Origin of the sequence: Streptomyces sp. NPDC058579, from assembly GCF_042718575.1 — a bacterium.
Taxonomy (GTDB): Bacteria; Actinomycetota; Actinomycetes; order Streptomycetales; family Streptomycetaceae; genus Streptomyces.
On the sequence record NZ_JBHXPI010000028.1, the window covers coordinates 27,364 to 41,311 of the forward strand.

A 13,948-nucleotide genomic window follows, 5' to 3' on the forward strand; every position below is an offset into this window, starting at 1 on the left:
CTCGACGATGAGGTCACCCCATCCGAAGGAAATGGAACCGGCCATGAACCCCGACACGTACGCGACGCTCTACGGCCCCGCCCGCCCGACGCCGTCCCCTCGCGGGACCGGCGTCGCCGTGGTGGCGGCCGCGCTGTGGGCGGTCGCCCTCTTGCTGCTCTCGGGTCTGGGGTTCCTGGCGCTGTGGGCGACGGCGGACACGGGGCCGACCGAGGGGATCCCGCTCCACTGGGCGCCGATATGCCTCGCCATCGCGGCCGTACCGGTCATCCTGCTCCGCACGCCCCCCGTCCGCCGCCTGTCCGTCCCGGCCCGCGCGCTCGTCACCGGTCTCGCGATGTGCTCGATCGCGGTCGGCCTCGTGATCTGGGTGGCCTAGCCGAAGAGCCCTGCCGTCCGGCTCGGACGGCAGGGCTCTCTCGCGTACAAGCGGCGGTTGTACTACTCCGCCGAGGCGAGCCCGACGAACCCCGCCCACGCGTCGCGCGAGACTCGGAGGGCCGGCCGGGCCACGTCCTTGGAGTCACGGACGTGCACGGCTCCCGCGCCCGCCGCGACCTCGACACACTGGCCGCCCTCAGCGCCGCTGTAGCTGCTCTTGAACCAGGCGAGGGATTCATTGCTGTTCATAGCTCTCCTAGCAACTTCTCGATGAACGCCAGCGACTCTCGCGGGGTGAGAGCCTGCGACCGGATGATCCCATAGAGAGCGGCGGCGAGAACGCCCTGTTTAGGGTCGGTCTCCAAGGCGCCGTTGCCCTGGACTTCGGCGTAGACGAACCGCTTGCCGTCCTCGCGGGTGACGACTGTGAACGGCCCGTCCACACCCGCGCTTTCTTCGCAGTCGAGCGGCATGACCTGGAGCTCGACGTTCCTCCGCTGGCCGATGAGGAGCAGCTGTTCCAGCTGCCCGCGCAGCACTTCCTTGCCACCGAACTTCCGTCGCAGCACCGATTCGCACATGACGAAGCTCAACAGAGGTGCGGGGCGCCTGTCGAGGATGTCCTGTCGGGCCAGTCGGGCGGTCACGCGTTGCTCGATGGTCTCCGCGTCGAGCGGCGGGCGCCGATTACTCAGCAGCGCCCGCGTGTACTCCTCGGTCTGGAGCAGGCCGTTGACCACCAGGGTGTCGTACGCCAGCAGCTCTATCGCTCGCTTCTCCAGCTGCGCCATCCCCTGGAAGAACGCCGGGTACTGCGCCTTCTCCAGCTGGTCCTTCCACACCCGCAACAGCCCGTCCGCATCCAGCACTTCATCCGACCGGTCGATCGCGCGCGGCGGCGGGATCCTCCGACCCTGTTCGAACGACGCGATGGTGGAGGCCGAGTAGCCCAGCCGTTTGCCGAACTCCTCCCGCTCCATCCCCGCCCGCGTCCTCAGCGTCTTCAGGCTCTGCCCGAACGCGGCCACCACCCCCCGCCCGGACTTGTCCGCCGCCTGGGCGCCCTCCGCCTCATCAGCCTCGGGCTCCGCCTGCTCCTCCGCCATCGCACCCCGCCTCTCGTACCTGCACCGACACGCCGCGTACAAGGCAGTCGCGTCGGTGCGTCACCCCTGGTCACGCTACGCGACCAGGAGGAGCTTGGGAGGCATGACGAGTAACAACCTCAGCCCCACCGGCACCACTCAACTCTCCGGTGACTCGCCTTACTTGGGTGGCAGGGTCTTCGCCCTGCGGTTCAGCTCGACCGCCCGTGGCGCCCGGCTCGCCCGGCGCCTTGTCGCCGTCCGGCTGGACGAGTGGGGTGTCCCGTACGGGAGCGGGGCGCACGACACCGTCGTTCTGGTCGCCGCCGAGCTGGCGACGAACGCCGTACGGCACGGGCACGTGCCGGGGCGGGACTTCCACCTCTCGCTCCGCGTCACGGAGAGGCCCCGGCCCGTCGCGCGGATCGAGGTGAGCGACACCCGCGCCGAGCGCGTACCGCCCCGGCCCGGACAGCTCCCCGGTCCCCGTCCGGAACTCATCAACGGGGGCCGGGGGTTGCTGCTCGTCGACGCGCTCGCCGACCGCTGGGGCTGGTGCCCGAGGGTCGGGGCGCCGGGAAAGACGGTGTGGGCGGAGTGCGCCCTCACCTGAGGGGCAGCGGCTAGAAGACGGTGCCGTAGGACGAGTCCTGGGTCAGGCTCACCCGGGCGCCCGGCTTGAAGGGGGCCCGCCAGTCGCCCGTACCCGCGTAGAAGGTCTCGTCACCGTTCCAGGCGACGAGGTCGGCGCGTCCGTCGCCGTTGGCGTCACCGACGGCGGTGAGCCCGGTGAAGCCACCCCAGCCGGAACCGATCCGGGTAGGGGCGGCGAAGGTGCCGTCGCCCTTGCCGAGGTACAGCCAGAGCACCCCGGCCTTGTCGCGGGCGAGGAGGTCTCCGGCAGGAGCGCCGGCGAGGTCGCCGACGGCAGTGACCTCGTTGTAGATCCCCCAGCCGCCGCCGATCTTCTTGCGGGCGGAGAAGGGGGCGTTGGCGTTCCCGGTACCCGGATAGAGCCACAGAGCACCGGACTTGTCGGAGGCGAGGACGTCGGACCGCCCGTCGCCGGTGACATCGCTGCCGCCGGTGATCCGGTCGTAGACCTGCCAACCGCCGCCGATCAACGTCCGGCCGGCGAGCGGCGCGTTCCGGTCGCCGGTGCCCCGGTACAGCCAGAGCGCGCCGGAGCGGTCGCGGGCGACGCTGTCGGGCTCGGAACCCCCCGCCACGTTCCCGACGGACGCGAGCCGGTCGTAGGTCCCCCAGCCGCCGCCGACCCGGTGGGCGCCGGTGTCCGTCAGCGATCCGCCCGGCGCGGTGGGCCGGGTACCGAAGCGCCACAGCACACCGTCGGCGTCCCGGACGAGGAGGTCGGCCGTACCGTCGTCGTTGTAGTCGTGCGGAGCGGCGGGCCGGGTCACGGTGAACCGGCCGGTGGAGACCAGCTCGGGGCCGATGCCCTCGTCCGGGCGGGCGGTGAGCTGCCACTCGTACGCGCCGTTGGCGGCGGGGCTCCCCCAGTCCCGGCCCTCCAGGTCCTTGCCGTCCCAGTGCCAGGTGATCCGGCTCGGTGTCCCGGCGGCGGCGCCGTTCGGGACGGACAACCGTTCGGACACCGTCGTCCCGCTGCGGACGTGGGTCAGGGTCAGCCACACCTTGCTGTCCGCCCGGGACAGGTCCCAGCCGAAGTCGACCCCGCGCGCGACCTGGTCGCCGGTGAGCGTGGTCGGGGTGGCGGATCCGGTGAGGGTGACGACGGTCGACTGCCCGGTGGACGCGACCCGTTCGACGTCCGGCTTTCCGCCGTCGGCGCGCGGCGAGATCCGGTAGAGGCCCTCGCCCTGCTCGGGGGTGCCGCCGCGCACCAGGACGGTGCCGTCGGGTCCGGCGACGGCGGAGGAGAACGCGGTGAGGAGGACGGCCTTCTCCCCGGTCTCGATCGACCGAACGGTGAACGGCCGCTTCGTCGGGTTCGCCGCGCCGTCGAGATAGGTGGACGCGTCGATGTGGGCCTTCTGGCCGGTCGCCACCCAGCCGCCGACCAGGTACAGCGGGTCCTGCACATCGGCTTCGGCGTCCGCGATCCACCGCTCGGCCCCGCCACGTCTGAAGGCGACGATCCCGTCGCCCCCCAGCCGCGCCTCGCGCCAGGCCACGTGTGTGGCGGAGACGGCGCCGTCCCAGGCCCACTGGTCCCTTCCCTGGACATGCCAGGAGTTCGCCCCCGTGGCGAGATCGACGTGGATCTTGGCGGACCCCCGGGTCTCGCCGATCCGGCAGTCGTAGAGCGCGGAGGCGGTATCGGTCCATGCCTCATCGGCCGCGTCGCAGTCGATGAGGGGCCCGCCGACCAGCTTGCGGAGCTTCGGCGTGCCGCCGGCGAGCACGGCCTCGTCGAGCGTGGCGGCGTACTGCACCTGGTAGCCGCCCTCGTACTTCCCGAGGAGCAGGGTGTCGCCGGCCAGACCCGAGTAGTCGTAGTCGCCGAGCGCGTCGAGGTCGATCTCCACCGACGTCACGGCGGGTTTCGACACGTCGTGGATCCGGATCACCGAACTGACGGACAGCAGAGCCCGGTTGCCGGTGACGACGAGGTCCGCCCCGCCACCGGCGGCGGCGGCGCCGGGCAGCACGGTCGACGAGCCGTCCGCGTACCGGGTCCAGCGGAACTCGGCCGCGTTGCCGCGGGTCTTCGACAGGAAGCCGCTCGGCCCCGCGCCGACGACGTCCGCGTTGAGCGGGAACGCCACAGTGGTCTGCTGCGGGTCCTCCTTGGTGGCGGCCGGCGCGGCCACGGCCGGGAGTGCGGTGAGCGTGCCGCCCGTGGCGGCGAGGACGACGGTGACAGCGACGGCCGCGAGACGGCGGCCGGGTATGCGTACGTGCTTCAAGTACTTCCCTCCCCTAAAGGAGGGAGGCTAACGTGCCCGCTCGCCTCGCCCCCCGGAGGCCCGGGACGGGGGATCGTCGGGCGGCCGGCCGCGGTGTCGTCCCAGGGGTCGGCGCAGGATCCGATTCCCTGTGGCGGTCCCTGGCCGCCCTGTTACCGGTCGCCCGTCTCCGTCTCCGGTCCCTGTTCCGGTACCTGCTCCGGTCCCTGCTCCGGTCCGGGCGCCGACTCCTCCTGTGCGGGGTTCCCGCCCACCCTCCCCGTCAGCCCCGCCAGCGAGGTGCGGATGTGTTCCATGTGGGAGTGGATCTCCTCCCGGCTCTCCTCGTGCTCCCGCAGCACGCGCTCCGTGGCCCTTTCGGTCCGTTCGCCGTGCGCCCGCGCCTCGGCGAGGAGTTCGGCCGCCCGGGCCTCCGCGTCCTCCTGCTCGTGCCTGGTCTGTTCCTCCGCCCGCGCGAGGGCGCGTTCGGTCTCCGCGAGCCGGGCGTGCGCGGCGGCCACGAGGTGCTCGTGGTGGGCGTCCAGGCCGGCCGCCCGGGACGACGCCGTGTGCTCGGCCTTCTCCCGTACGACCGCCTGCTGAGCCCGCTGGGACTCGAGCAGCGCCGACGCCCTGCGGACCGTGTCCTCGAACGCCTCCCGCGCCCGCGCCCGGCGCTCCCCCGCCTCCTCGCGGGCCGCCGCGCGCAGCGCGTCCGACTCCGCGCCCGCCGCCTCGAGGGCCGCGCCGGCGGTGTCCTCCGCCTCCGCCCGTACGGCATCCGCGTACGCCCGGGCCGCCTCCGTCGCCGCGCCCGCCGCCTCCTCGGCCGCCTCCGCGAGGGACTGCGCCTCGGCCTCCGCGTCCCGTACGAGACGCTCGTCCTCCGCCTCCGCGAGTTCCAGGATCTTCCGCGCCCCCTCGCCCAGCGACTCGTACCGCTGCGGCGCCAGCGCCTCGACCTCCGCCCGCAGCCGGGCCGCGTCCGCCCCCATCTCCTTCGCGAGGACCGTCAGCCTGGCCGCCCGCTCCCACGCCGCGTCGCGATCCCCGGAGAGCGCGGCGAGGTGACGGTCGACCTGCTCGGGGCGGTATCCGCGGCCCCGTCCGACGGCGAAGTCCATCCCTGACGCCCCTTCCGTAATGGCTGTAATGGGCCTACTGCCTCAAATGCCAAGGATGCGTCATCAGGCACGACAAAAGGCGCCCGACGTGTCATTCACACCGGGCGCCTTTCGTCACATATGGCCTACAAGTGGCCCTACAGGTGCCCTACAGCAGGCCGTCCCACATCTGCTCCAGGAGCACCGACCACCAGTTCTCCGGCGACGCGAGCGCCGCCGGGTCCAGCATCGCCAACTGCGCCTGGAAGTCGACCGTCCAGCGGCCCGCCTGCTCCGGGTTGAGCCCGAACCGCAGCCGCCACATCCGCCCGAGCAGCGCCATGGACCGGGCGAACTCCGGCAGCCCGCTGTTCACGAACTGCGGCGGCATCGGCCCACCACCCGGACCGGCCTCGACCGGTACGGCGACGATGTGCGCGGTCCCGTACTGGACGCAGATCGCCCGCCCGAAGTCCGAACCGATCACGAGGTACGAGCCCGCGTCCGACGCCGGCTGGATCTGCCGCTGCGCCGCGAGCTCCGCGAGCGTCGGCACCACCGGCTGGGCCGGCTGCGCCCAGAAGAACGGCCCGAAATCGGCCGGAAGCCCCGCCCATACGAGCGTCAGCGCCACGACCTCGGGGACGCCCTGGCGCGACACCGCCCGCTGGTCGAACCGGCAGATGCCGGGCCCGAAGGCACCCGCCATCTCCTGCGCGATCCCGTCCGGCGGGATCGGCGGCGCCGGCTGCACCTGCGGCAGCGGAGCCCGCACCGGCGCGGGCCGGGCCGGACCGTCCGCGACCTGGTGCAACTCGCCCTGATGGGTGATGAGTTGCCGCATGCCCTGCTGACGGCCCGCGTGATCCCTGCCGTACGGCGCGATGTTGGTGATCCGCGCCTGCGGCCAGGTCTCCCGGATCATCCGGGCGCAGTAACCACCCGGCAGCTCGCAGGACTCCAACTCCGTGTGCAGCTCAAGGACCTGCTGCGGCGGCACGTTCATCGCGCGCAGCTCGTGCAGGATCTGCCACTCGGGGTGCGGGGTGCCGGGAGCGGACCGCCGGATGATCTGCGCCTCGGAACCGTCGGGCGCGCGGTAGCGCAGCACGGCCTGGTAGCCGGGGCCGACGGTCGGCTGACCGGGCGGCTGCTGCGGGTACCCGTACGCGGGCGGCGCCGGCGGCGCGCCCTGCACGGACGGCGGCGGCCCCGGCGGAGCCGGCGGCCCACCCGGGCCCGGCTGCGCGAACATCGTCGCCGCGTGGTGCACCCCACCGGGCGGAGTCCCGGGGCCACCGGGCGCACCGGGCGCACCAGGAGCGCCGGGGGCGCCGGGGGGTCCGGGCGGGGCGATCCCGCCGGGACCGGGGTGCGCGAGCATCGTCGCCGCGTACGCGACCCCGGCACCGGCACCGTCGGACCCACCGGGCACGCCGGGGGCACCGGGCGCACCGGGCATGCCCGGCGGCGCGGGCGGGGGCAGCGGAGCACCGGGCCCGCCCTGACTGGGGTGCGCGAGCATGGTCGCGGCCTGGTGCACGGGCTGCGCGGGCGTGGGCGCTCCGGGGGGACCGGGGGGCGTGGGCGCTCCGGGCGGGCCGGGGGGCAGGGGGCCGTCGGGACCGAGCTGCGACACCAACTGCGTCCGTACGTAACCACCCGCGGGCGCACCGGGAACCCCCGGCGCCTGCGGCGGCGGAGGCGTGCTCCCCCCGCCCCCGCGCGCACCGCGCGGCGGAACCGCGGCCTTGCTGGTCGCGGCGTCCGCGATGTCCCCGGCGCCAGGCGCACCCGGCGCGGGCGGCGGCGTGGGAGCGGGCGCGACGGGACCCGGCGCGGGCGTCGGCGGACCGGGCGGAACCGGAACACCGGACCCGAGCGAGCCACCCGGCGCTCCCGGAGCACTCGGCACTCCCGGAACACCCGGCCGGAACGGCGCCTCGGCGCCCGCCGGCGGCGGGGCCTTCGGGTCGAGGGCCTGGGCGATCGCCGTCGGCGGGAGCGCGCTGCCGCCCGCCATCAGGGCCGTCGGGGCGTCCGCGCCCACGATCGGCAGCGGCGTGTCGTCGTCGTCCGCGCCCGAGAGCGGCGGCGCGAAGACGGTCGCCGGCAGCGGTACGGAGCCGTCCGCACCGCCCGAACTGGCGTTGGCGTCCGCCCACGGGCTGCTGGCCACCGGGGCCGCAGGCCTCTCGGAGGGCTTCTCGGCAGGTGTCTGAGCGGGCCTCTCGGCAGGCGCCTCCGCGGGCACCCCGTCGGAAGCCGTCGGCTCGTAGTCGACCGACCGCCCCTCCGACGCGTCAGTGACCGGCTCGGGCGACGGCGAACCGTCCCCCGTAGCCCCACCCGTGACCTCCGGGGTGGACGAACTCCCGCCCGCCTGGGACGCGTTCGGCCCCTTCGGCGGCAGGCCCAGCTTGTCCGCCGCGTCCTGCAGCCACTCGGGCGGGCTCAGCAGGAACGACGTCGCGTTCAGGTCGACCCGCTCCGGCGGCGCCGGCGGCGCACCCGTCTCGTCCTCGACCGCGCCGTACTCCTCCTCGTACCGCCGGATCACCTCACCCACCGGCAGCCCCGGCCACAGCGTCGCCTCGCCGCTGTCCCGGGCGATGACCAGCCGCTGGCGGCCGCCGTCCGAGATCGGACCGCCCTCGCGGTCCTCCGCCCACACGACGAAACCGAGCCCGAACTCCCGTACCCGCACCTCCCGGTGCTGGTACGCCGGCACGTCACCGTTGATCCATTCCTCGGCGCGCTCCTGCGCCTGCGCGAACGTCACCACTGCCAGTTCACTCCCCCACCGGGACCACGGGTACGGCGCGCGCGAAGCCGCCGTCCACCATCAGGTTCGCCACCGTCTCCAGCTCCGGCGGATTGCCCGCGAGACGCTGCAGGAACGCGTCGAAGTCCTCGCCGCACGGCAGCAGCAGGCGCTCCACGCGCTCGCCCACGCTCCACGCGGCGGCTACCTCGCCGGAGTCCCGCGCGTCGTCGTACGCGCAGAACCACACCGTCCCGATCCGGTCGCCCTTCACCTTCAGCGCCAGGATCCCGCCCTGGACGAAGCCGACGCCCAGGTAGTCCTTGGTCAGATGGTCACGCAGACACTTGTTGACGTAGACGAGGTCATTGACCCCCGCCTCCTCACGGACCGTGAAGAAGGGCTGGTCGATCAGGAGACCCAACTCCGCGTCCAGCGCCGCGCCCACCGGGGCGCACCCGCCCGCAGCCTTCAGGAAGGAGCGGTACGCGCCCGGCAGGCGGTATCCCAAGTCCTCCTCCACGCCGAGCAGTTGCTGCTCGGACACCGACACCAGGCCCTTCGGGAGGCCGAAGTGGGCCGGCCGGGTCTCCTGGAGCGGACGCGTACCGCGCTTGGCGTGGTCGACGGCGGCCGTCGCCACCCCGCCGTGGTGGCGCAGCAGCGCCTTCACCTCGACCGGGACCAGCTCCATCCGCCGACTGCCCGGCACGTGGTGCCAGGTCCAGCCGTGCGGGGTCGCCACCGGCGGAATCGTGTCCCACAGCTCATGGCCGGTCGCGGCGAGCGCCGCGTTCGCCGACACGAAGTCCGTCAGCCGCAACTCGTCGACGCCGAAGCCCTCGGGGGGATCGGCGATCTCCGCCGCGGCCCGGGCATACGGCGAGAAGTCCGGATAACCGTGTTCGTCCACCCGCACCCCTCTAGGATGCCGGGAGGCGCGGACCGGGTCCGGGAAGTGCACGACCTGCCCGGCGTAAGCCGCGTTCGGTGGCGCGGCGTGCTGCCCGAGCCGACCTGTCGTCATGGCGGTTGCCCCCTGCGCTGGCTGCTGGCTGATTCCGCACAGCCTATGCGGTGCCACAAGCCCACGACCCGGCCCGATGCCCCCACCCGCCCGACACTCGCCCCACACACGCCCCGCACCCGCCCCACACCCGTCCCACGCTCTCCCCATGAACACAGTCCGTGACCAACTGTCACGACCGGATGACGTACTGGCGATAGTTACGACACACCCACGACCGGTTCGAGTACCCCGCTTCCACATGAGGCGTCCCATTTGGCACTCTGTTCCAGCAACTCCGGGGGGATTGCAGGAGGGGAAGAACGCACTATGTACGCAACACCGACGCCCACGCAGGGTGACCCACGCCTCAACTGGAGCAGCACCGAATCCACCCGCGCCCCGTTACTGCGCTTCCGCCGCGACGGCATCCTCCCCACCGTCGGCGCCGCGCTCTCCGTACGCGGCGAAACCCTCACGTGCACCGCCGGCCGGGGCGACCGGCCACCCGCCCTGCACCCGCTCGTCCAGGACTTCCTGGACACCCTCACCAGCGGACAGCGCGAACGGTTCACCGGACGCTGCCCGGAAGCCATCCTGCTCTCCCGCCACCTGACCGCCACCGAGACCGGCCGCTCCAAGCGCGCCCAGCGCAAACCCCTCACCCACAGCGAAGCGCGCCGCTCCCTCAAGCAGGCCAAACTCACCGCGCGCCGCATCCGCGAGGACGGCGACCCGCTGCACGGCAGCTACGCCGCCCCCTGCCGCTCCTGTACGGCGATGCTCGCCCACTTCGGCGTGCGCACCGTCGACCCCACCTCGACTGTCGAGAACGGCTGACCGCACCTTCATGCCCGACCACCTGAGCACCACGCGCTTCCCGGTCAACGTCGACGCCGCCCTCCGCGAGGCGGGCTGGCAGCCGGGCCGCTGGGACATAAAGCTCGCCGAACAGTGGGCCGACGCCCTGCGCGCCCACGTCTCGCCGGGCGGTCACCGGCACAGCGTCTTCCCCGCGGCCGTCGAGGCATGGGCGGAGTTCGGCGGCCTCCAGGTCACCGCACCCGGCGCCGGCCGCCAGATCGCCCCGGCCACCCTCCACTTCGACCCCCTGGCCGGCCTGCACCTGGCCCGCACCCTCTCGGACCTCGGACGGGCCCTCGACACGGAGATCTCCCCCCTGGGAGCGGAGGGCGAGCACCAGGCGGTCCTCGCGATAGACCTGGAGGGCCGGGTGTACTGCCTGGACCACACCGGCGACTGGTTCCTGGGCCGGGACATCGACGCGGCCCTGTCGACCCTGGTCACGGGAACCCAGCCGACGCGCCTGGTGACGGGCTAGCGCGGGGCGGGATCGGATCCAATATCCAGGACACCGGATCCAATATCCAACGCATTGGATCCACGCATCGGATCCAATGTCCGATATCCAATATCCGATACCCAACGCCCGCCCTCCGGGCGGACCTACGCGGCCTGCTCGCCCACCGGCAGCACCGCCGACACCCTGAACCCGCCCCCGTCCGTCGGGCCCGACACGAACGCCCCGCCCAGCCGCATCACACGCTCCCGCATGCCGACCAGACCGTTGCCCCCGCTCGGCAGATGGGCGTCGGCCGCCTCCGCGTCCGAAGGGCCGTTCTCGACCTGCATCGCGACCTCCGCCTCGCGATGCGCCAGCCGGACCACGACCTTGGCGCCCGCCGCGTGCTTGTGCACGTTCGTCAGCGCCTCCTGGACCACGCGGTACGCCGTCCGCTCGACCTCCGCCGCGTACGCCCGCACCTCGCCCAGGACCGTCAGCTCCACGACCGCGCCCGCCTGCCGCGACTGCTCGACCAGCTCCTCCAGGGCGTCCAGACACGGCCCGTCCTCCGAAGCGGCCTCGGCGGCGGCAGCGGCCGCCCGCCCGACAGCCGCCAGCGGAACGGACGACGACACCCCCGCCACCGCGCCCTCCCGGAGCACCCCCAACATCTCGCGCAGCTCCGTCAGCGCCTGCCGCCCCATGTCACCGACCAGCGCCGCGTTCTTCACCGCCTTCTGCGGATCCTTCAACGCCACGGCCTGCAGCGCCGCCGCGTGCACCACCATCAACGACACCCGGTGCGCGACCACGTCATGCATCTCGCGCGCGATCCGCGTCCGCTCCTCCTGCCGCGCCCACTGCGCCCGCTGCTCCGCCCGGTCCGCGAGCAGCGACAGCTCCTGCTCCAGGCTGTCCGCCCGCTCCCGCAGACTCTCCATGAGCCGGCGCCGCGCCCCTATGTACAGGCCGAACAGCAGCGGGGGCGCGTTGAGCCCGAGGGTCAGGAAGACCGCGACGACCGGGACGTACCAGCCACTGGCGTCGAAGTCCGGCTGGCCGGCGGGGGCCTGCGCGACGTCCTGCCGCACCATCACCACCGTCACGACGAAGACCGCGACCGTCGACATGCCGGCGAGCGCGGCCGTGATCCGGCGCGGCACCTCGGAGGCGGCGAGCGTGTACAGCCCGACGATCCCCATCAGATAGGCCATCTCGGCGGGCGTCACCGCGATCGAGACCAGGACGACGACCATCGGCCACCGGCGCCGCACCAGCAGCACCGAGCCGACGATCAGCCCGAACAGCACCCCCACGGGCACCGGCAGCCCCGCCTTGTCGGCGAAGCCGACCCCCTCGATCGCGCACTCCAGCGCCGACACGGCGGCAAGCCCGATGTCGAGCACCGCGCTGCGCCGTCTCCCCCACCACCACAGTCCGCCGGGCGTCATGCCCGTCGCGTCCTGGTGTGCCCCCGTTGTGGTCATGCCCTCCAGCCTACGGGCGGTGGCGAGCCATTTTCCGAAGACCGCCGGACCCGGGAGCACCGCACGTCAACCGCGTGCGTGAACCGCGTACGCGGCCAAGAGCGCCGATCTCCACCGTCGCACGGAAGGTGCTTGGTACGGCATAGTGTTGGGTGCTGGTCCGGCGGCCTGACCAAATGTCCGGTTTAGTCGGTTACCATCCCCTGTGGTGTAATTGGCAGCACTGAGGCTTTTGGTGCCTTATGTCCGGGTTCGAGTCCTGGCGGGGGAGCTCCTGGATCCGGGTCCTGACTTTCAGCGTCAGGACCCGCACTCATATCCGGCCCTGTACCCCCCGGTATCCTGCGGGTGTCCACCACCCGAAGCCGAAGGGCATTCCCGTGAGCGCCAACCGCCCGGCCGCCGTCGTCGTCCTCGCAGCGGGTGAGGGCACCCGCATGAAGTCGAAGACTCCCAAGGTCCTGCACGAAATCGCCGGACGTTCCCTCGTCGGACACGTCGTGTCCGCCGCGCGTGAGCTGGAGCCCGAGCACCTCGTCGTGGTCGTCGGGCACGCCCGTGAGCAGGTCACCGCGCATCTCGACGCGCACTACGCCGGTACCCGCACCGCCGTCCAGTACGAGCAGAACGGCACCGGTCACGCCGTTCGCATGGGGCTCGAAGAGCTGGGGCAGGCTCCCGACGGGACCGTCGTCGTCGTGTGCGGCGACACCCCGCTGCTCTCCGGGGAGACCCTGACCGCCCTCGCCGGCACCCACGCCGCCGACGGCAACGCCGTCACCGTGCTGACCGCCGAGGTGCCGGACTCCACCGGCTACGGCCGCATCGTCCGGGACGCCTCGGGCGCCGTGACCGCGATCGTCGAGCACAAGGACGCCTCCGACGCGCAGCGGGCGATCCGGGAGATCAACTCCGGGGTGTTCGCGTTCGACGGGCGGCTGCTCGCCGACGCGCTGGGCAAGGTGCGGACGGACAACAGCCAGGGCGAGGAGTACCTCACCGACGTGCTGTCGATCCTCCGCGAGGCCGGTCACCGGGTGGGCGCGTCCGTCGCGGGCGATCACCGGGAGATCCTGGGGATCAACAACCGGGTGCAGCTGGCCGAGGCCCGCGCGCTGCTCAACCAGCGTCTCCTCGAGCGCGCCATGACCGCCGGTGTGACCGTGGTCGACCCGGCGTCGGTGTTCGTGGACGTCACGGTGACGTTCGAGCGGGACGCCGTGATCCACCCGGGTACGCAGCTGCTCGGTGCGACGCACATCGCCGAGGACGCCGAGGTCGGCCCGAACACGCGCCTGAAGGACACGACGGTCGGCAAGGGCGCCCGCGTGGACAACACGGTCGCCGACTCCGCCGTGATCGGCGAGAGCGCCTCCGTCGGGCCGTTCGCGTACCTGCGTCCGGGGACGAACCTGGGGGCCAAGGCCAAGGCCGGTACGTACGTGGAGATGAAGAACGCCACGATCGGCGAGGGCACCAAGGTCCCGCACCTCTCCTACGTGGGCGATGCGACGATCGGCGAGTACACGAACATCGGCGCGGCGAGCGTGTTCGTGAACTACGACGGTGAGGCGAAGCACCACACGACGGTGGGTTCGCACTGCAAGACGGGCTCGGACAACATGTTTGTGGCGCCTGTCACGATCGGGGACGGCGCGTACACCGCCGCCGGGTCCGTGATCACCAAGGATGTGCCGGCCGGTGCTCTGGCTGTCGCCCGTGGCCAGCAGCGGAATATCGAGGGCTGGGTCGCCCGGAAGCGGCCCGGCAGCGCTGCGGCGCAGGCCGCTCAGGTGGCCACCGAGGAGTCCGCCGGGGAAAGCTGACCGAAGCTGACCGGAAACAGGTGCGTCGAACTCGGCGTACCGTGATACGTGCACATAAATTCGGCTGGCTCGCACACGCGCACGGGAGCGCGGCGATCGCGACCAGAAGACACGTCTGAG

At 72.7% G+C, this 13,948-nt stretch carries 12 protein-coding genes and 1 tRNA gene; 6 read left to right on the plus strand and 7 right to left on the minus strand.

The annotated features are described in order from the left end of the window. The first annotated feature begins 43 nt into the window (after positions 1 to 43). Positions 44 to 379 (plus strand): hypothetical protein, encoded by a 336-nt coding sequence (locus tag ACFWRO_RS25925; RefSeq protein WP_384513734.1) that lies wholly within the window; start codon positions 44 to 46, stop codon positions 377 to 379. Positions 380 to 441: 62 nt separating this feature from the next. Here the strand turns inward: ACFWRO_RS25925 and ACFWRO_RS25930 are convergent, their stop codons facing one another. Together ACFWRO_RS25930 and ACFWRO_RS25935 are read right to left on the minus strand one after the other, a co-directional pair. Beyond that, positions 442 to 630, minus strand: coding sequence for a DUF397 domain-containing protein (locus ACFWRO_RS25930; protein ID WP_384513735.1), 189 nt, complete (start codon positions 628 to 630; stop codon positions 442 to 444). Further along, entirely contained in the window at positions 627 to 1,487 is an 861-nt protein-coding gene (locus tag ACFWRO_RS25935) for a helix-turn-helix domain-containing protein (RefSeq protein WP_384513736.1), read from the minus strand. Before ACFWRO_RS25935 ends, ACFWRO_RS25930 begins: the two co-directional genes overlap by 4 nt. Before the next feature lie 103 nt (positions 1,488 to 1,590). On the opposite strand from ACFWRO_RS25935, the gene ACFWRO_RS25940 reads away from it, so the two are divergent. Then, a complete protein-coding gene (locus ACFWRO_RS25940; protein ID WP_384513738.1) occupies positions 1,591 to 2,079 on the plus strand; it encodes an ATP-binding protein in 489 nt (162 codons plus the stop codon). Between the two features lie 10 nt (positions 2,080 to 2,089). On the opposite strand, the gene ACFWRO_RS25945 is transcribed toward ACFWRO_RS25940, so the two are convergent. The 4 genes from ACFWRO_RS25945 to ACFWRO_RS25960 all read right to left on the minus strand — a co-directional run bounded on the left by ACFWRO_RS25945 (position 2,090) and on the right by ACFWRO_RS25960 (position 9,230). Continuing rightward, the gene (locus ACFWRO_RS25945) at positions 2,090 to 4,357 is read right to left on the minus strand and encodes an FG-GAP repeat domain-containing protein (protein WP_384513740.1); all 2,268 of its coding nucleotides are present in this window, start codon (positions 4,355 to 4,357) and stop codon (positions 2,090 to 2,092) included. Positions 4,358 to 4,509: 152 nt separating this feature from the next. Next, positions 4,510 to 5,460: a cellulose-binding protein gene (locus ACFWRO_RS25950; protein ID WP_384513741.1), complete on the minus strand. Its 951-nt coding sequence runs from the start codon at positions 5,458 to 5,460 to the stop codon at positions 4,510 to 4,512. A gap of 148 nt (positions 5,461 to 5,608) precedes the next feature. Beyond that, positions 5,609 to 8,224: an SUKH-4 family immunity protein gene (locus tag ACFWRO_RS25955; RefSeq protein WP_384513743.1), complete on the minus strand. Its 2,616-nt coding sequence runs from the start codon at positions 8,222 to 8,224 to the stop codon at positions 5,609 to 5,611. A 7-nt stretch (positions 8,225 to 8,231) separates the two neighbouring features. Further along, a complete protein-coding gene (locus ACFWRO_RS25960; RefSeq protein ID WP_384513745.1) occupies positions 8,232 to 9,230 on the minus strand; it encodes an SMI1/KNR4 family protein in 999 nt (332 codons plus the stop codon). A gap of 309 nt (positions 9,231 to 9,539) precedes the next feature. Between ACFWRO_RS25960 and ACFWRO_RS25965 the strand changes: the two genes are divergently transcribed. Next, entirely contained in the window at positions 9,540 to 10,049 is a 510-nt protein-coding gene (locus ACFWRO_RS25965; protein ID WP_362427124.1) for a YwqJ-related putative deaminase, read from the plus strand. Between the two features lie 10 nt (positions 10,050 to 10,059). Then, a complete protein-coding gene (locus ACFWRO_RS25970) occupies positions 10,060 to 10,551 on the plus strand; it encodes an SUKH-3 domain-containing protein (RefSeq protein ID WP_384513747.1) in 492 nt (163 codons plus the stop codon). Between the two features lie 125 nt (positions 10,552 to 10,676). On the opposite strand, the gene ACFWRO_RS25975 is transcribed toward ACFWRO_RS25970, so the two are convergent. Beyond that, positions 10,677 to 12,002 (minus strand): sensor histidine kinase, encoded by a 1,326-nt coding sequence (locus tag ACFWRO_RS25975; RefSeq protein ID WP_384513749.1) that lies wholly within the window; start codon positions 12,000 to 12,002, stop codon positions 10,677 to 10,679. 199 nt (positions 12,003 to 12,201) lie between these two features. Between ACFWRO_RS25975 and ACFWRO_RS25980 the strand changes: the two genes are divergently transcribed. Then, a tRNA-Gln gene (locus tag ACFWRO_RS25980) sits at positions 12,202 to 12,273 on the plus strand. Positions 12,274 to 12,382: 109 nt separating this feature from the next. Then, positions 12,383 to 13,828: a bifunctional UDP-N-acetylglucosamine diphosphorylase/glucosamine-1-phosphate N-acetyltransferase GlmU gene (gene glmU / locus ACFWRO_RS25985; protein ID WP_384513751.1), complete on the plus strand. Its 1,446-nt coding sequence runs from the start codon at positions 12,383 to 12,385 to the stop codon at positions 13,826 to 13,828. The last annotated feature ends 120 nt before the right edge of the window (positions 13,829 to 13,948 follow it).